Raw genomic sequence first — 15,584 nt, 5'->3', positions numbered from 1 at the left:
GGATTGCGGGAATCCTATGGGTGCCCCCCGCCCCCACTGGTGTGCCCATGCGTACCGCGAAGCGGCCGGACTTGCCCCTCACCATCGAGTCTCACAACGCCGTCTCGCCGCGCTTCCAGAGCCTGCGGCCAGAATGGCGGCAGACCGAACCGGCGCAGGGCGCCGCAGGAGCTCGCCGATGCGATTGCTGCACACCATGCTCCGGGTCGGAGATCTGGAACGCTCGCTCACCTTTTATACGGAGGTGCTGGGGATGCGGTTACTGCGCCGCAAGGACTACCCCTCCGGTCGCTTCACCCTGGCCTTCGTGGGCTATGGCGACGAGAGTGACACCACGGTGCTGGAACTCACCCATAACTGGGACACGGACACGTACACGGTGGGCAGCGGCTACGGCCACATCGCCATCGGTGTGGACGACATCCAGGCCACCTGTGCCGCCATCGGTGCCAAAGGGGGCCGGGTGGTGCGGGAGCCGGGGCCGATGAAGCACGGCAGCACCGTGATCGCTTTCCTGGAGGATCCCGATGGCTACAAGGTGGAGCTGATCCAGCGCTCCGCCCCGGCGGCGGCGTCCGCCTGATTGCCCGCCGCCCTGCCTCCTGCGTCATGGTCTCCTCCGTCTCCACCTCTCCGGCTCCCGGGAGCCTCACCAGCGATCCCGATCGCTTCAGCGAGGAGGCCTGGGAGCTGTTGCTTGCCTCCCAGGACACGGCCCGTCGCTGGCGCCATGGCGCCATGGATGTGGAGCACCTGCTGCAGGCGCTGCTGCAGGATCCCCGCTGGGCCCGGTTCGTGGACCCTCTGCCGCTGGATCTGGATCTGGCCCTCGATCGGATCGAGGCCTTCTGCGCCGAGCAGCCCCCGTCCCGCGGCGGCGAGCTCTACATCGGCGACGCCCTCGAGGATCTGCTGGAGGCAGCCGATCGGTGCCGGGCCGCCTGGGGATCGCAGCTGCTGGACGTCCCCCATCTGCTCCTGGCCCTGCTGGAGGAGCCCCGCCTCGGCGCCGAGCTGCTGGCAGAGCAGGGCCTCAGCGAAGACCTGCTCCGCCGCCAGCTGCGGCCCGGTGCCCCGGCAGTGGAACGCAACGTGGCTGAGGATCCGTGGCAGGTCGAGGCGGGCCGGGCTCCGACAGGGGCCCAGGTTGAGCCCCCAGCTGCCAGCACCGGTGCTGGCAGCTGGGTCGACGCAGAGGACCCCAGCCGGCCGCTCCCCGGCGCCCGGCGGTCTACGTCCCGCAGCTCTGCTTCCAGCCTCTCCTCCTCCAGCCCGGAGCCCTGGCGGCGGCGGCGGCCTTCGCCTGCGTCAGGCACCGCCGCCGCCATTGGATCGGCGGGCCTGTCCACGGGGCCGGCAACGGTGTCAGCCGCCGCCGGCGAGCCGGCCACGGACGATGACGGCCTGAGGCTGGAGCTGGAACCCCCGGCCCTGGACCGCTATGGCCGCGATCTCACGGCCGCCGCCCGCAACGGCGAACTCGATCCCGTGATCGGCCGCGATCTGGAGATCCGTCGCCTCATTCAGGTGCTGTCGCGCCGCAGCAAGAACAATCCGGTGCTGATCGGTGAACCCGGCGTCGGCAAGACGGCGGTGGCCGAACTGCTGGCTCAGCGGATCGAGGCCGGTGAGGTGCCGGAGGCGCTGAGCGGCCTGCGGCTGGTGGCCCTGGATCTCGGTGCCCTGATCGCCGGGGCCAAGTACCGCGGCCAGTTCGAGGAACGGCTGCGCAGTGTGCTCGAGGAGGTGCGCGAGGCCGATGCCGCGGCCGGGAGCGGGGGAGGTGCCGGCGTGGTGCTGTTCATCGATGAGCTCCACACCGTGGTGAGCAGCGACCGCTCCAGCGCCGATGCCGGCAGCATCCTCAAGCCGGCCCTGGCCCGCGGTGATCTGCGCTGCATCGGCGCCACCACCCCGGAGGATTACCGCCGCACGATCGAGAAGGACCCGGCCCTGGATCGGCGCTTCCAGCAGGTGGTGATCAAGGAGCCCGACTCCGAAACCTGCGTGGAGATCCTGCGGGGGCTGAAGGAGCGCTATGAGCTGCACCATGGCGTGGCGATCACCGACCCGGCCCTGGTGGCGGCGGCGCGACTGGCGGATCGCTACATCGCCGATCGCTGCCTGCCCGATTCGGCCATCGACCTGATCGACGAGGCCTCCGCCCAGCTGAAGATGGAGGTGACCTCCAAGCCCGAGCCGGTGGAGCAGGCCGAGGCCGAGCTGCGGCGGGTCGAACTGGCGCTGCTGTCGGCCGAGACCGCGCCCCTGCCGGAGCGGGTGCAGTTGCAGGAGCAGCGCCGCCAGGCCGCCGAACGGCTGCAGGCCCTGCAGCAGCGCTGGCGCCAGGAGCGGGAGCGGCTGGCGGAGCTGCGGGCCCTGCTGCAGGACGACGAAGACCTGCGCCATGCCATCGGTGAAGCCGAGCGCGACGGCGACTACGAGGAGGCGGCTCGCCTGCAGGTGGATCAGCTGCAGGGCGTGCAGCAGCGCCGTCAGGAGCTGGAGGAGGAACTGCAGCGGGAGCTGCTCGACAACCCGCCGCTGCTGCGGGAACAGGTGGAGGCCGATGACATCGCCGATGTGGTGGCCCGCTGGACCGGCATCCCCGTGCAGCGGCTGCTGGCGGGTGAACGCCAGAAGCTGCTGGAGCTCGAGCAGCGGCTGGGGGAGCGGGTGATCGGCCAGCCCGAGGCGGTGGCGGCGGTGGCGGCGGCGATCCGCCGGGCCCGGGCCGGCATGCAGTCGGCGCGGCGGCCGGTGGGTTCGTTCCTGTTCCTCGGGCCCACCGGCGTGGGCAAGACGGAACTGGCCAAGGCCCTGGCGGCGGCCCTGTTCGACGAGGAGGAGGCGCTGGTGCGACTCGACATGAGCGAATACATGGAGCGCAACGCCGTGGCCCGGCTGGTGGGAGCTCCGCCCGGCTACGTGGGCTACGAGGAGGGTGGTCAGCTCACCGAGGCCGTGCGGCGCCGGCCCTATGCGGTGCTGCTGCTCGATGAGGTGGAGAAGGCCCACCCGGAGGTGTTCAACCTGCTGCTGCAGGTGCTCGACGACGGCCGCCTCACCGATTCCCAGGGCCGCACCGTGGACTTCCGCCACACCGTGGTGATCATGACCAGCAACCTGGCCAGCCGGGCGATCCTCGAGCACGCCCGGGCCCGGCGGGCTGCCATGGCCAGTTGCGCCGCTGATCCCGAAACCGCCGCCGCCGAAGCCGAAGCCGCTCTGGAGCGCGCCGTGGATCAGGCTCTGGCCAGTCACTTCCGGCCGGAGTTCCTCAACCGCATTGATGAGGTGATCCGCTTCCGTCCGCTGGAGCCGGCCGATCTGCAGCGGATCGTGCGGCTGCAGCTGGCGGAGCTGGCCGGTCTGCTGCGCGAACAGCAGCTGGAGCTTCAGGTGGACGAGCCTGCGATCGAAGCCCTCGCCATCCAGGGCTACGAACCGGAATACGGCGCCCGGCCGATGCGGCGTCTGCTGCGCCGCCGCATCGAGAACCCCCTGGCCACCGAACTGCTGGAAGACCGCTTCCAGGGGGCCAGCGGCGTGCGGGTGAGCCTGGCCGACGACCCCGGCGCGCCGTTGCGCTTCCTGCGGCTGGTGGAGGGTGCGGAGGACTGAGCATCGCGGGCTGCAGGCCCAGGCCTGAAACAGCTGCTGGAACCCGTCCGGTAGGGTGATCGTTTGCCGGTACGCGCGGACGCACCGGTGCGCGAGCGCCAGTGGACTCCAACTCCGATCCAACCCTTCCCCAGACCCGGCCCACGACCGAAGGCGGCGGCTCCAATGCGGCCGTGGCCGAGGCCCCCGCTGCCACCAGCGAGGTGGCCGAGAGCGAAGGCAACGTTGTGGCTGCCACCATGGCCGAGCTGCGCAAGGTGGTCTGGCCGAGCCGCCAGCAGCTGTTCAGCGAGGCGGTGGCGGTGATCCTGATGGTGAGCCTCTCGGCCGCCGCCATCGCCGCCATCGACCGCCTCTATGGCTGGGCCGCCACCCAGGTGTTCCGCTGAGTTTCCGTCCCCCCGAGAGCCCCGTGTCCGAGATCGATCTGGAAGTGCCCGAACCCGTCAGCCTCGCGCCCGATGCCGAGGAGGCCTCTGAGACTCAGCGCGTCGTTGACGACGCTTCCGAGACCCTGGCCACCACACCGGAAGGCCCGGACGCTGACCCTGCGGCCCTGGCTGTGGCGGGAGTCATGGGTCCCGATGGGGTGCTGGAGCTTCCCGGTGCCGAGACCGTCAAGGCACCGGTGGCCCGCTGGTTTGCGGTGCAGGTGGCCTCCAGCTGCGAGAAGAAGGTGAAGGCCACCCTTGAGCAGCGGGCCGTCACCCTCGGGGTCGACAACCGCATCCTCGAGATCGAGATCCCCCAGACCCCCGGGGTGAAGATCAAGAAGGACGGCTCCCGCCAGTCGATCGAGGAAAAGGTGTTCCCCGGTTATGTGCTGGTGCGGATGGTGCTCGACGAGGACACGATGATGGCGGTGCGCAGCACCCCCAACGTGATCAATTTCGTGGGGCAGGAAGAGCGTCGCGCCACCGGTAAGGCCCGCGGCCACATCAAGCCCCGGCCCCTTAGCCGCACCGAGGTGGATCGGATCTTCAAACGTGCCGCCGAGAAGAAACCTGTTCTGAAGGTGGATCTGGCCGAGGGCGATCAGATCCTGGTCACCGCCGGTCCGTTCAAGGATTTCCAGGGCGAGGTCATCGAGGTCTCGGGCGAGCGCAGCAAGCTCAAGGCCCTGCTCTCGATCTTCGGCCGGGAAACGCCGGTGGAACTCGAGTTCTCCCAGATCAGCAAGCAGAGCTAGCCGATCGCTTTGTTGCGGCCGTCTCCCTGCGGAGGACGGCCCTTGGATGGCCATCGCTTCGGGCGATGGCCATCAGCCAGCCGCTCCCTGGAGCGGCCATCCGCACAGCTCCCTCTGGGAGTCCCGTCCACTCTCCCGTTAGGGAGTCAGATCCCTAGCCCCGCCGATGGCCAAAAAAGTTGTAGCCGTGATCAAGCTGGCCCTCCAGGCCGGCAAAGCCAACCCCGCACCGCCGGTGGGCCCTGCCCTCGGCCAGCACGGGGTCAACATCATGGCGTTCTGCAAGGAGTACAACGCCCGCACCCAGGAAAAAGCCGGGTACGTGATCCCGGTGGAGATCTCGGTCTTTGAAGACCGCAGCTTCACCTTCATCACCAAGACCCCGCCCGCCTCGGTGCTGATCTCCAAGGCGGCCGGCATCGACAAAGGTGCCGCCACCTCCGCCAAGGGATCCGTGGGTGCCATCTCCAGAGCTCAGCTCGAAGAGATCGCCAAGACCAAGCTGCCCGACCTCAACTGCACCAGCGTTGAGTCGGCCATGCGCATCATCGCAGGCACCGCCCGCAACATGGGCGTCGCCGTCAACGACTGAGTCGCTCGCAGTGCCTGCGCCTGCATCGCCTGCGCTTGCAACGCCTGCGCTTGCAACGACTCACTGATTCCGTTCCTGTTCCCTGATTCGGGGGAGACCCAGCCATCCGTCCGGTGCACCGTTGCGTCCGGGCCCTGGCGGTCGCCCGTACCCCAACCCCAGCCATGCCCAAAGTTTCCAAGCGTTTTTCCGCTCTGGCCGCCACGGTCGAAGAGCGCGCCTATGCGCCCCTCGAGGCGATCGATCTGGTGAAGGCCAACGCCAATGCCAAGTTCGACGAGACGATCGAAGCCCACGTGCGCCTCGGCATCGATCCCAAGTACACCGACCAGCAGCTGCGCACCACCGTGGCCCTGCCCCACGGCACCGGCCAGAGCATCCGCATCGCCGTGATCGCCCGCGGTGAGGCCGTGGCCGCCGCCAAGGCCGCCGGTGCCGATCTGGCCGGCGATGAGGAGCTGGTGGATGCGATCGCCGGTGGGGCGATGGACTTCGACCTGCTGATCGCCACCCCGGACATGATGCCCAAGGTGGCCAAGCTCGGTCGTGTGCTGGGCCCCCGCGGCCTGATGCCGAACCCCAAGGCCGGCACCGTGACCACCGATCTGGCCGGCGCGATCAGCGAGTTCAAGGCTGGCAAACTCGAGTTCCGCGCCGACCGCACCGGCATCGTGCACGTGCGCTTCGGCAAGGCCAGCTTCGATGCCGACAAGCTGCTCGACAACCTCAAGGCCCTGCAGGAAACCATCGACCGCCAGAAGCCCAGTGGAGCCAAGGGCCGCTACTGGCGCTCCCTGTTCGTGACCTCCACCATGGGTCCCTCGGTTGAAGTCGACTTCAGCGCCCTGCAGGACATCAAAAAGGACGCCTGATCAGACAGACGGACGCCTGATCAGCTCAGGACCCTGCTCACTGCACCCGGCTTTGCATCCGCAAGGCCGGGTTTTTTGATGCCGCAGCACGCAGCCCCCGAACGCCAGGCCCTCAGGTGGCCATGGCATGGCGCTGGGGATTGAGGCGGTGCTCCAGCCGCTTGAACAGCCAGGAGGTCACCGAGGTCATCACCAGATACACCAGGGCCACCGCCAGATACACCTCAAATGCCCGGTAGGTGGTGGCCACCACCAGCTGCCCCTCGCGGAACAGTTCGTCGAAGCCGATCACCGCCGCCAGGCTGGTGTCCTTGATCAGGGTGATGAATTCATTGGCCAGGGGCGGCAGCACGCGCCGCAGGGCCTGGGGGAGCACCACGAAGCGCATCCGCGCGATCGGGTTCATCGCCAGGGCATCGGCCGCTTCCCACTGGCCGGCATCGATTGATTCGATGCCGGCGCGCAGGGTTTCCGACAGATAGGCCGCCACGTTGAGGCTGAGGGCGATCACCGCGGCCACGAAGCGATCCAGGTTGAAGGGCAGCCCCAGCCCATTGAGCAGGGCCGGCAGCCCGAAATAGATCATGAACAGCTGCACCAGCATCGGGGTGCCGCGGAAGAGGTCGACGTAGACGCGGCACAGACCGCGCAGCACCGGTCCTCCGCCCATCAGCCCATAAGCCACCAGGCCGGCACCGATCAGCCCGAAGCTGAACGACACCAGGGTGAGCGACAGGGTGACGCCGGCGCCGCGCATCAGGTTGCGGAACAACTGGACTGGATTGAGGGCCGCCTCCCGGTGGGCCAGGGCCGGTGCCTGCTCCGGCAGCTCGGGTGGGCTCGTGCCGAACCAGCGCTGGTAGAGGCGGGCGTAGCTGCCGTCGGCCAGCATCCGCGCGATGCCCTGATTCACCGTCTCGCGCAGGGGGGAGTTGCGGGGGAAGGCAATCCCGTAGACCTCGTTGGTGAGGGGCGTGCCGGCGACGCGCAGGCCGCGCAGGCCGGCCGATTGGATGGCATACAGGCTGGCCGGCAGGTCGTTGACGTAGGCCTCGACGTTGCCGTTGATCAGTTCCTGCAGCGCCAAGGGTGCGGCGTCGAAGGTCGTGACCCGGGCTCCGGGGACCTCGGCCATGGCCTTGGCGCCGGTGGTGCCGATCTGCACCGCGATCGTGCGGCCCTCGAGATCCTTGAGGTTGTGGATGGTGGTGTTGCCCTCGCGCACCAGGATCCCCAGGCCGGCGACGAAGTAGGGCCGTGAGAAGTCCACCGCCTGGGCCCGTTCGGCCGTGATCGTCATGGCGCTGATCACCATGTCGACGCTGCCGCCCTGGAGTGCCGGGATCAGGCCGTCGAATGGCAGGGAGACGAAGCGGACCGGGTGGCCGCTGTTCTTCCCGATCGCCTGGATCAGATCAATGTCGAAGCCCTGCAGCTCATCGCGGGCCCCGGCCTTCATCTGGAACGGGGCGTAGGTGGGATCGGTGCCCACGGTCCAGGTCGGCTTGGCGGTCGCCGCGTCTGCTCCTCCATCTGGGCCCGCGGCTGCGGGGTGGAGCCCGACAGCGCCCAGCGCCAGGACCAGGCTGAGCACCACCAGGGCCAGCAGCCGACACCACATCCGGCGCTTCGGTTCAATACTGGTCACGGCCCTGTCCGCGCGCTGGAGTGCACTCCATGATCGCCAGCTCCGCAGATCCGCCTCTGCTGGCCTGTCACCAGCTGCACAAGAGTTACGGCACCCGAACGGTGCTGCGGGGGGTGAGCGCCACGTTCGAGGCCGGCGATGTGGTGTCGGTGATCGGCCCTTCAGGATGCGGCAAGAGCACCTTTCTGCGCTGCCTGAACCGGCTCGAGAGTTTTCAGGCGGGCAGGCTGGAGCTGATGGGTCACGACCTCTCGGCGCCGCGGCTGAGCTGGGATGCACAGACGCGCCTGCGCAGCCGGGTTGGCATGGTGTTCCAGCAGTTCAACCTGTTCCCGCACCTGAGCGTGCTGGACAACCTGATGCTGGCGCCCCGTCGCATCCTGGGGGTGCCGCTGGCCGAGTGCCGCGATCGGGCCCTGCATCACCTCACCACCGTGGGGCTGGCGGAACGGGCCCGGGCCTGGCCTGACCAGCTCTCCGGCGGCCAGAAGCAGCGGGTGGCGATTGCCCGGGCCCTCTGCATGAATCCGGCCCTGATGCTGTTCGACGAGCCCACCAGCGCCCTCGATCCCGAGCTGGTGGGCGAGGTGCTGGCCGTGATGCAGGGGCTCGCCGCCGATGGCATGACGATGGTGGTGGTGACCCACGAGATGCGCTTCGCCCGGGAGGTGTCGAATCGAGTGCTGTTCTTCAACGATGGGCTGATTGAGGAGCAGGGGAGTCCTGAACAGCTGTTCACCCAGCCCCGCAGCGACCGGTTGCAGACGTTTCTGCGCCGCCAGTAAGTCAGGGGCGGCTGCCGGTCTGCGCCATCAGCAGGTCTCTGGCATCAGCAGAGTGTCTTCTGTGAAGGGTTCAATCCCCCCTGTCCTGTAAGGTGTTGAGCTGGCTTCGGCCAGAAGGGCACGCGCCCTACCCAAGACAGCAGGTCGATTCAGGTGTCCGGTTCGCCGGTGATCCTGACCCGTAAATCCTGCCGAGGTGCACGCGACTGGTTTCTGCGCACCCGGATTCGTCCGGATCGTCTGAACAGGCCGCAGCCCTCGAGGTGCCTTTTGTGAGGCCCCTGGGGCTGCGTACCCGGCTTGTTCCCCCGATCCGTTCCTTTCCTATGGGCCGCACGCTGGAGAACAAGCAACAGATCGTCGAAGAGCTCAAGGGGCTCCTCGGTGAAGCCGAAATGGCGCTGGTCCTGGATTACCAGGGTCTGTCCATCAAGGAGATGTCTGATCTGCGGACCCGTCTGCAGGCCAGCAACGGCGTGTGCAAGGTGACCAAAAACACCTTGATGCGTCGGGCCATTGATGGCAACAGCGCCTGGTCGGAACTCGATTCCCTGCTCACCGGCACCAACGCCTTCGTCCTGGTCAAGGGCGATGTCGGTGGTGTGGTGAAGGCCTTGCAGTACTTCCAGAAGGACACGAAGAAGTCGGAGGTGAAGGGCGGCCTGTTCGAAGGCAAGCTCCTCTCCCAGAACGACATCAAGGCCATCGGGGATCTGCCCTCCAAGGAGGTGCTCATGGCCCAGATCGCCGGTGCGATCAATGCCGTGGCCACCAAGGTTGCGGTGGGTATCAACGAAGTTCCCTCCGGTCTCGCCCGGGCGCTCCAGCAGCACGCCGATGGCGAAGGCAACGCCGCCTGAGGCGTTGTTCCGCTGCGGAGCTCACCCGATCCGACTGTCTCCCACAGATCTGTTGCTGATTCCCAACCATGTCTACCGCTACTGACCAGATTCTCGAACAGCTGAAGACCCTCTCCCTGCTGGAAGCCTCTGAGCTTGTCAAGCAGATCGAAGAGGCCTTCGGTGTGTCCGCCGCCGCTTCCGCGGGCGTCGTGATGGCTGCGGCTCCCGCCGCCGCTGCCGAGGCCGTTGAAGAACAGACCGAGTTCGATGTCGTGCTCGAGAGCTTCGACGCCGCCTCCAAGATCAAGGTGCTCAAGGCCGTCCGCGAGGCCACCGGCCTCGGCCTCGGCGAAGCCAAAGCCCTTGTGGAAGCTGCCCCCAAGGCTGTCAAGGAAGGCATTTCCAAAGACGAAGCCGAGGCTCTCAAGAAGGCGATCGAAGAAGTTGGCGGCAAGGTCACCGTCAAGTGATCGCCATGGGGCGGGCTTCGGCTCACCCCGCATCACCTCAGCAGCCGGCTTCCTTCGGGGAGCCGGTTTTTTGTTGAGGGCTGCCTGGAAAGCAAGGCCAAGCCAAAAAGACCAAGCCAAACGACCAAACCAAACGACCAAGCCAAACGACCAAGCCAAAAAAAAGCCCCGCCAAAGGCAGGGCCAAGAGGTGGAACGTTTCCGGGAGTCTGTCCTCGTTTCGACCCTGAAAGTGGGTTCCGCACCCCTCACACGCCGTAACCATAACGACTCTATTCAGGGGTTGCCAGGGGAAGAGGGGCGGTGCGGCAACTGTCTGCGCTCAGCTCACTCCCGGAAAGGAATCACCGGCAGGCTCACGGTCTGGCCGGGGCGCAGTGAAGCCTGCAGAGAGTCATCAGAGTTGGAGGGATCGCTCAGCGCCCCAGGGCGCAGGCTGCCGGTGGCGAGAGCCAGGGAGGTGCCATCGGGTCGGGCCTTGCCTGATCCGGAGGCCTTGGCGATCAGCTCGGGCAACGGGGTGCTGTTGGCGAAATAGATATGGCTGAGGGTCTGCTCGCCGAAAGCGCGACGCTGCAGCTGCCAGCCCGGCTCCAGATCGATCGCCACAAAGGCATCGCGGTCACGCTGGGGCACGCTGGCCCTGCCCACCACCAGGACTGTGGGGTCATCGCCGGACATGGCCTGCAGTTGCAGCTCGCTGCCCTCCTGCTGAAGCCGCAGCCGGTACTGGCTCGCGAGATCCTGGTCGTCAACCCGCAGGGAATAGCCGTTGCTGTCCAGGTAGCGGCTGCAGATGCCGGTGAAGTCGAAGCGGTTCAGGGCGGGATCGATCAGCCCATTGCTCTGCTTCTCCCAGCAGAGAGGCTGGGGTTTGATCTGCTCAAGCACGAGCAGATTCCAGGAGTTGCTGCCGACTGGGCGACCCAGCACCGCGAACCGGGAAGCTTCCAGGGGTTGACTGCTGAACAGGCCAGCGGCTCGCGCCAGAGGGGGGACGACTGCCGGCAACGCCGAGCTCGCCAGGGCCAGCCCCGCCAGGGCCAGGTAGGTTCGCTTCATGGTGCAAACTCCGCTGCCCTGGCATGGCGCCAGGCTTGAACGTGCGTTTTACCGGACAATCGCCCCCGTGAACAGTGGCGGCTGAGACGGTCCGTGTGGTGGCTGCAGCCTGTGATGGGGCCTGCAGCGGCAATCCGGGACCCGGCGGCTGGGGGGCCCTGCTGCGGTTCTCGGATGGTTCGGTGCGGGAGATGGGCGGAGCCGATCGCGCCACCACCAACAACCGCATGGAACTCACGGCGGCCCTGGCCCTGCTTGAGGCCCTGGCGGACCTGCCCCATCAGGAGGGCATGGCGATCCGCACCGACAGCCGCTATCTGATCGACGGCCTCGACAAATGGATGGCCGGCTGGAAGCGCAAGGGCTGGCGCACCGCCGCCGGCAATCCCGTGCTCAACCGTGACCTGTGGGAAGCCCTGGATCGGGCGCGGCTGCCGGGGGTGCGGCTGGCCCATGTGCGCGGCCACAGCGGCGATCCCGACAACGACCGCTGCGATGCCATCGCCGTGGCCTTCTCCAAGGGCCGGACGCCGCCGCTGGCCGAGGGCGAGCAGGTGCAGAACCTCACGATCAGCGCCACGGTTCCTGCGGTCCAAGCCAAGGCTCAAGCCGGGGCAGGGGATGTCGCGGCTCCGGATCCTCTGGTGGATCCCGCCCCACCGGGCCTGCAGCAGCTGCTGAGCCGCCTGGAGCTGGCCGATCGGCTGGCGGCGGGCGGCTACGGCCTCAGCCTGGTGGAGCTGGCCCAGCTGGTGGAGATGCCGCTGTCGACGCTGCAGCGGCGGCAGCAGGCCTGGCAATGGCGCGACTGGCAGGTGCTGCCCCTGGCGGATGGGCGCTGGCGGCTGGAGCGTGGCGCGGCAGGATCGCAGCAGCGGGACGTGACGGTGGGGGAGAGCTGATGGCTGAAACCAATGGGGGCTCCGGCAGCGTGCCGGCAACGGGTGCCCTGTACAGCCGCTTCGTGGGCCCCCTGCTGCAGAGCGATGCGGGCGCCGATGCGGAACAGCTCAGCCGCCTCACCCTGCTGGCTCTGGGGCAGGCCGCTCTGCGGCGCCGCTGGCCACTGGTGAGCGGCAGCCTGGCCGGGCTGGCCGGTGAGCTGCAGCGCCGCGATGCGCGGCTGGAGCAGACCCTGTTCGGCTGCCGCTTCGCCAATCCGGTGGGTCTGGCGGCCGGCTTCGACAAGAACGGCGTGGCAGCGGCGATCTGGGATTGCTTCGGCTTCGGTTTCGTCGAGCTGGGCACCGTGACCTGGCACGGCCAGCCCGGCAATCCACGGCCGCGTCTGTTCCGGCTGGCGGCGGAGCGGGCGGCCCTGAATCGCATGGGCTTCAACAACGATGGCGCCCAGGCCCTGCGCCGCACCCTGGAGCGCCAGCAGCTGCAGCCGCCCGGCCAGCGGCCGGCCGTGCTGGGCATCAATCTCGGCAAGTCGAAGATCACACCCCTGGAACTGGCGCCGGACGACTACGCCTCCTCCCTGGAGCTGCTGGCCCCCCTGGCCGATTACGCGGTGATCAATGTGAGCTCGCCCAACACCCCAGGCCTGCGGGAACTCCAGGACGAGGTGCTCCTCCGCCGCCTGGTGGAGCGCCTGCGGCGTCTGCCCGCCTGCCCGCCGCTGCTGGTGAAGATCGCTCCAGACCTGGAGGACGATGCCATCGATGCCATCGCCCGGCTGGCCTACGAGGAGGGACTGGCCGGTGTGATCGCGGTGAACACCAGCATCGATCGGCTCGGTCTGGCCGGTCGGCTCCTGCCCCAGACCGGCCAGACCCTGGCGCAGGAGACGGGCGGTCTCAGCGGTCGCCCCCTGCGACGGCGAGCCCTGGAGGTGGTGCGCCGGTTGCGGGCCGCCGCCGGCCCTGCCCTGCCGCTGGTGGGCGTGGGGGGCATCGATTCCCCTGAGGCGGCCTGGGAGCGGATCAGCGCCGGAGCGTCGCTGGTGCAGCTCTACACCGGCTGGATCTACGAAGGGCCCCAGCTGGTGCCGGCGATCCTTGAGGGCCTGCTGCAGCAGCTGGACCGCCACGGTCTGCGGACTATCGGCGAAGCGGTGGGCTCAGGGCTGCCCTGGCGCTGAAGATTCGGTACCGTTCCGCCATCCACCACGGCTCGACCTTTGGTACTGGCGGGACTTCAGGAGCGCTGGCGCCCGTTTCAGGCACGTCTCTTCCCCCAGCAGGTCCTGCTGGAGATCACCGATGCCCTGATCCTGGGGCAGGGCATCAAAGGGGGTCGGCCGCTGCCCCTTTCGATCGAGGCCCCGATCCCGGCGGCCACCTGCCGGAAGGGGCGCCCCCTGCAGGTGTCGGCCCTGGGGGATTTCATCGGCGATCTGCTGTTGGAAAATGACTGGATCGATGCGCATGTCCTGGCGGTCCTGCCCCGTATCGCCTGCACATGGCGGGTACTGGAGTGGCCCGATGGCATCTGGCCGGACGATCCGGTGAGCACACTGCGCGGGATGAACCCCGACCTGGGCGTGCGGCTGCCCCTCGATGACTCCTATCTCGATCTGCAGCCGCTGCCAGGTCGCCCGGACCATGCCCTGATGGTGGCGGCACCGAAGGCCGTGGTGGATGGCTGGATCGAGGTGTTTTCGATTGCCGGTGTGGCCCTGGATCGCCTCGAACCCCAGCAGGCCTGCCTGCTGGAGGCCCTCGCCCCCCGGCTGCGTGAGGCCGAGCCTGAGGAGCTGATCGTGCTGCTGCAACCCGAGCCCCATCTGTGCACCCTGCTGCTGCTGCGCAATGGCGAACCGGTCTATGAACGAGACCTCGAGCCGAGGATGCCGGCCCTGCTTGAAACCCTGCAGAAATGCCTGGCTTACTACCGCCATCACGACCCGGCCGTGCGCTCGATTCGCCTGCTGCTCACCGGCCATCTGCCTGGGATCGAGCCTCTGGAGCAGGCGCTGGGGGTGCAGGCCGAGCAGATGCATGGTGGTGAGTTCGGATCCCTGGCTCTGAGCGGCTTGCTGCCGGCGCGGACCCCGCCAGCGAGGACGTTGACATGACCGTGCAGACCAGCCGCCCCCCCGATCTGCTGCGGGAACGCCGGCAGGAGCTCGGCATCCCCGAGCTGCCGGATCGGATCACTTCCATCGATCAGCTCCTGTTGCGCGGCGCCCTGATCGGCGGCGGCCTGGTGCTGCTGGTGGTGGCGACGGCGGGCTTCCTGTTCCTGCGCCAGCAACTGGTGCGCACTGAACTCGATCGTCTCACGGCGGTTCAAGCGGAGGTGGAGGTGCTGGAAGGGCAGGTCAAGGCCCGGCAGGCCGAGGTGGACAAGGTGACAGGCGTGAACCGCGAACTGGCCAAGGGGCTGGTGGGTGTGCGCTCCGGCTCCACCGTGCTGCGGGAACTGCAGCTGCGGACCCCCGATGGTGTTCAGATCAGCCAGATGCAGGTGGAGGGCGACACCCTCAGGCTCAAGGGCCAGGCACGGGATCCCCAGGCTTTTTCCCGCATCAATGTGCTGCAGCTGGAGCTGAAGCGGTCGCCCCTGTTCCAGCCTGAGGGGGTGGCCCTGAGCCGTGCCTTCCGAGAAGAGAAGGATCCCAGGTCAACGCTGCCCTCGGTGGTGAGCTTCGAGATGAGCGCCCCTTTCTCGGAGCTGCCGCCCAGCAGGGAAATGGTGCTGCTGAAGCGACTCGGTGCCGAGGGCATGGCGCGCCGATATCAACTGCTGCAGAAGGAGGGCCTGCTGCCATGACCAACCTTCAGGAGGGGTACCAACCGTTATCGCCGCATCTGCGCGAGCGTCTGTTGATCGGTCTGCCGCTCGCGGTGGGCGGAATCGTGGCCCTGATGCTGTTCCTGGCCCTGGTGCTGCCCCAGTGGCTGCGGTTGCGCGGTGATGAGGAGCGGGTCTCGAGCCTGGCGGGCCTGCAACAGCGCATTCCCCTGCTGCAAGGGCAGTTACGCCAACTCGACCTCAACGACGCCAAGGCCCAGAGACAGCAGCGCCAGGTGCTCAGCCTGATCGCCGGCAGCGGCGAGATCACCACCTTCATGGCCCAGGTGGATCAGGAGGCGGCGCGTCACAAGGTCCAGCTCGATGTGCTGGAGCCCGTGTCGGCCACCCCGGAGGCGACCAAGAGCACGGGCGGCCTGGAGGAAACCAAAGACGGCAAGAAAGCACCTCCGCCGAAGCCGGCGCTGGAATCCTCCGGCCTGGAAGCCACCCGACTGCTGCTCAACGCCAGGGGCCGCTATCCCGATCTGCTGGCCTTCCTGCGCAGCCTTGAGGGCCTGAGCCTGCTGGTGGTGCAGAGCGATCTCAACCTTGCACCGGGAACGCAGAACAAGCCCGCCGGCAACACGCCGACCGAGCTGCTCCTGGCCGCCCTTCAGACCCCCCCCACGGTGATGAAGCTGGCTGTGACCCTCTACAGCGGGGGCTCCAGCGACGGGCCCCGGAAGGCCAAACCAGCCGCGCAGACCGGGGAAGCCACCAGACCCGCCAGTCCCTGAGCGGCCAACCTCGGCCAAG

The 15,584-nt window shown here is 67.9% G+C and carries 16 protein-coding genes; 14 read left to right on the top strand and 2 right to left on the bottom strand.

The window, feature by feature from the left end; genetic code table 11:
• Window positions 1-178 precede the first annotated feature (178 nt).
• The 6 genes from gloA (at window position 179) to rplA (ending at window position 6,277) form a co-directional block, all read left to right on the top strand.
• Complete coding sequence (gene gloA / locus H8F26_RS06725) at window positions 179-583, top strand: lactoylglutathione lyase (protein WP_197158441.1); 405 nt, start codon at window positions 179-181, stop codon at window positions 581-583.
• A 26-nt stretch (window positions 584-609) separates the two neighbouring features.
• Window positions 610-3,624 carry an ATP-dependent Clp protease ATP-binding subunit gene (locus H8F26_RS06720; protein ID WP_197158439.1) on the top strand — a complete coding sequence of 1,005 codons (3,015 nt, stop codon included), beginning with the start codon at window positions 610-612 and terminating at the stop codon, window positions 3,622-3,624.
• A gap of 101 nt (window positions 3,625-3,725) precedes the next feature.
• Window positions 3,726-4,013: a preprotein translocase subunit SecE gene (gene secE / locus H8F26_RS06715; protein ID WP_197158437.1), complete on the top strand. Its 288-nt coding sequence runs from the start codon at window positions 3,726-3,728 to the stop codon at window positions 4,011-4,013.
• A gap of 185 nt (window positions 4,014-4,198) precedes the next feature.
• Window positions 4,199-4,813, top strand: a complete 615-nt coding sequence (gene nusG, locus H8F26_RS06710) for a transcription termination/antitermination protein NusG (protein ID WP_231598219.1) — start codon at window positions 4,199-4,201, stop codon at window positions 4,811-4,813.
• Window positions 4,814-4,979: 166 nt separating this feature from the next.
• Window positions 4,980-5,405, top strand: coding sequence for a 50S ribosomal protein L11 (gene rplK, locus H8F26_RS06705; protein ID WP_197158435.1), 426 nt, complete (start codon window positions 4,980-4,982; stop codon window positions 5,403-5,405).
• Window positions 5,406-5,569: 164 nt separating this feature from the next.
• Window positions 5,570-6,277: a 50S ribosomal protein L1 gene (gene rplA, locus H8F26_RS06700; RefSeq protein ID WP_197158433.1), complete on the top strand. Its 708-nt coding sequence runs from the start codon at window positions 5,570-5,572 to the stop codon at window positions 6,275-6,277.
• A gap of 112 nt (window positions 6,278-6,389) precedes the next feature.
• Here rplA and H8F26_RS06695 read toward each other — a convergent pair whose 3' ends face one another.
• Window positions 6,390-7,925 carry an ABC transporter permease subunit gene (locus tag H8F26_RS06695; RefSeq protein WP_231605512.1) on the bottom strand — a complete coding sequence of 512 codons (1,536 nt, stop codon included), beginning with the start codon at window positions 7,923-7,925 and terminating at the stop codon, window positions 6,390-6,392.
• Between the two features lie 29 nt (window positions 7,926-7,954).
• Here H8F26_RS06695 and H8F26_RS06690 point away from each other — a divergent pair, with 29 nt between their 5' ends.
• From H8F26_RS06690 to rplL, 3 genes are all read left to right on the top strand, one after another.
• Window positions 7,955-8,710, top strand: coding sequence for an amino acid ABC transporter ATP-binding protein (locus H8F26_RS06690; protein ID WP_197158431.1), 756 nt, complete (start codon window positions 7,955-7,957; stop codon window positions 8,708-8,710).
• A 326-nt stretch (window positions 8,711-9,036) separates the two neighbouring features.
• Window positions 9,037-9,570 carry a 50S ribosomal protein L10 gene (gene rplJ / locus H8F26_RS06685; protein WP_197158429.1) on the top strand — a complete coding sequence of 178 codons (534 nt, stop codon included), beginning with the start codon at window positions 9,037-9,039 and terminating at the stop codon, window positions 9,568-9,570.
• Between the two features lie 68 nt (window positions 9,571-9,638).
• The gene (rplL, locus tag H8F26_RS06680) at window positions 9,639-10,022 is read left to right on the top strand and encodes a 50S ribosomal protein L7/L12 (RefSeq protein WP_197158427.1); all 384 of its coding nucleotides are present in this window, start codon (window positions 9,639-9,641) and stop codon (window positions 10,020-10,022) included.
• A 327-nt stretch (window positions 10,023-10,349) separates the two neighbouring features.
• Here the strand turns inward: rplL and H8F26_RS06675 are convergent, their stop codons facing one another.
• The gene (locus H8F26_RS06675; protein ID WP_197158425.1) at window positions 10,350-11,084 is read right to left on the bottom strand and encodes a DUF3747 domain-containing protein; all 735 of its coding nucleotides are present in this window, start codon (window positions 11,082-11,084) and stop codon (window positions 10,350-10,352) included.
• Window positions 11,085-11,179: 95 nt separating this feature from the next.
• Here H8F26_RS06675 and H8F26_RS06670 point away from each other — a divergent pair, with 95 nt between their 5' ends.
• The 5 genes from H8F26_RS06670 to H8F26_RS06650 are packed head-to-tail and all read left to right on the top strand — an operon-like array spanning window position 11,180 to window position 15,565.
• The gene (locus H8F26_RS06670) at window positions 11,180-11,986 is read left to right on the top strand and encodes a ribonuclease H (protein WP_231605511.1); all 807 of its coding nucleotides are present in this window, start codon (window positions 11,180-11,182) and stop codon (window positions 11,984-11,986) included.
• Window positions 11,986-13,170 (top strand): quinone-dependent dihydroorotate dehydrogenase, encoded by a 1,185-nt coding sequence (locus tag H8F26_RS06665; RefSeq protein WP_197158421.1) that lies wholly within the window; start codon window positions 11,986-11,988, stop codon window positions 13,168-13,170. The genes H8F26_RS06670 and H8F26_RS06665 overlap by 1 nt, the downstream gene beginning before the upstream one ends.
• A 39-nt stretch (window positions 13,171-13,209) precedes the next feature.
• The gene (locus tag H8F26_RS06660; protein ID WP_197158419.1) at window positions 13,210-14,106 is read left to right on the top strand and encodes a hypothetical protein; all 897 of its coding nucleotides are present in this window, start codon (window positions 13,210-13,212) and stop codon (window positions 14,104-14,106) included.
• Window positions 14,103-14,804, top strand: a complete 702-nt coding sequence (locus H8F26_RS06655) for a PilN domain-containing protein (RefSeq protein ID WP_197158417.1) — start codon at window positions 14,103-14,105, stop codon at window positions 14,802-14,804. The genes H8F26_RS06660 and H8F26_RS06655 overlap by 4 nt, the downstream gene beginning before the upstream one ends.
• Window positions 14,801-15,565, top strand: a complete 765-nt coding sequence (locus tag H8F26_RS06650) for a hypothetical protein (RefSeq protein WP_197158415.1) — start codon at window positions 14,801-14,803, stop codon at window positions 15,563-15,565. Before H8F26_RS06655 ends, H8F26_RS06650 begins: the two co-directional genes overlap by 4 nt.
• Window positions 15,566-15,584: the final 19 nt, after the last annotated feature.

The sequence above is a fragment of the Synechococcus sp. CBW1006 genome, assembly GCF_015840525.1.
In the GTDB taxonomy this organism is placed as follows: domain Bacteria; phylum Cyanobacteriota; class Cyanobacteriia; order PCC-6307; family Cyanobiaceae; genus CBW1002.
This window is presented reverse-complemented; position numbering and strand designations above follow the sequence as displayed.

What these genes read in the sequence shown, in the direction of transcription:
- H8F26_RS06675 (WP_197158425.1), bottom strand. Translation starts at nt 11,084, where the DNA reads ATGAAGCGAACCTACCTGGCCCTGGCGGGGCTGGCCCTGGCGAGCTCG.
- rplL (WP_197158427.1), top strand. Translation starts at nt 9,639, where the DNA reads ATGTCTACCGCTACTGACCAGATTCTCGAACAGCTGAAGACCCTCTCC.
- H8F26_RS06655 (WP_197158417.1), top strand. Translation starts at nt 14,103, where the DNA reads ATGACCGTGCAGACCAGCCGCCCCCCCGATCTGCTGCGGGAACGCCGG.
- rplJ (WP_197158429.1), top strand. Translation starts at nt 9,037, where the DNA reads ATGGGCCGCACGCTGGAGAACAAGCAACAGATCGTCGAAGAGCTCAAG.
- H8F26_RS06650 (WP_197158415.1), top strand. Translation starts at nt 14,801, where the DNA reads ATGACCAACCTTCAGGAGGGGTACCAACCGTTATCGCCGCATCTGCGC.
- rplK (WP_197158435.1), top strand. Translation starts at nt 4,980, where the DNA reads ATGGCCAAAAAAGTTGTAGCCGTGATCAAGCTGGCCCTCCAGGCCGGC.
- H8F26_RS06690 (WP_197158431.1), top strand. Translation starts at nt 7,955, where the DNA reads ATGATCGCCAGCTCCGCAGATCCGCCTCTGCTGGCCTGTCACCAGCTG.
- rplA (WP_197158433.1), top strand. Translation starts at nt 5,570, where the DNA reads ATGCCCAAAGTTTCCAAGCGTTTTTCCGCTCTGGCCGCCACGGTCGAA.
- gloA (WP_197158441.1), top strand. Translation starts at nt 179, where the DNA reads ATGCGATTGCTGCACACCATGCTCCGGGTCGGAGATCTGGAACGCTCG.
- H8F26_RS06665 (WP_197158421.1), top strand. Translation starts at nt 11,986, where the DNA reads ATGGCTGAAACCAATGGGGGCTCCGGCAGCGTGCCGGCAACGGGTGCC.
- H8F26_RS06720 (WP_197158439.1), top strand. Translation starts at nt 610, where the DNA reads ATGGTCTCCTCCGTCTCCACCTCTCCGGCTCCCGGGAGCCTCACCAGC.
- nusG (WP_231598219.1), top strand. Translation starts at nt 4,199, where the DNA reads ATGGGTCCCGATGGGGTGCTGGAGCTTCCCGGTGCCGAGACCGTCAAG.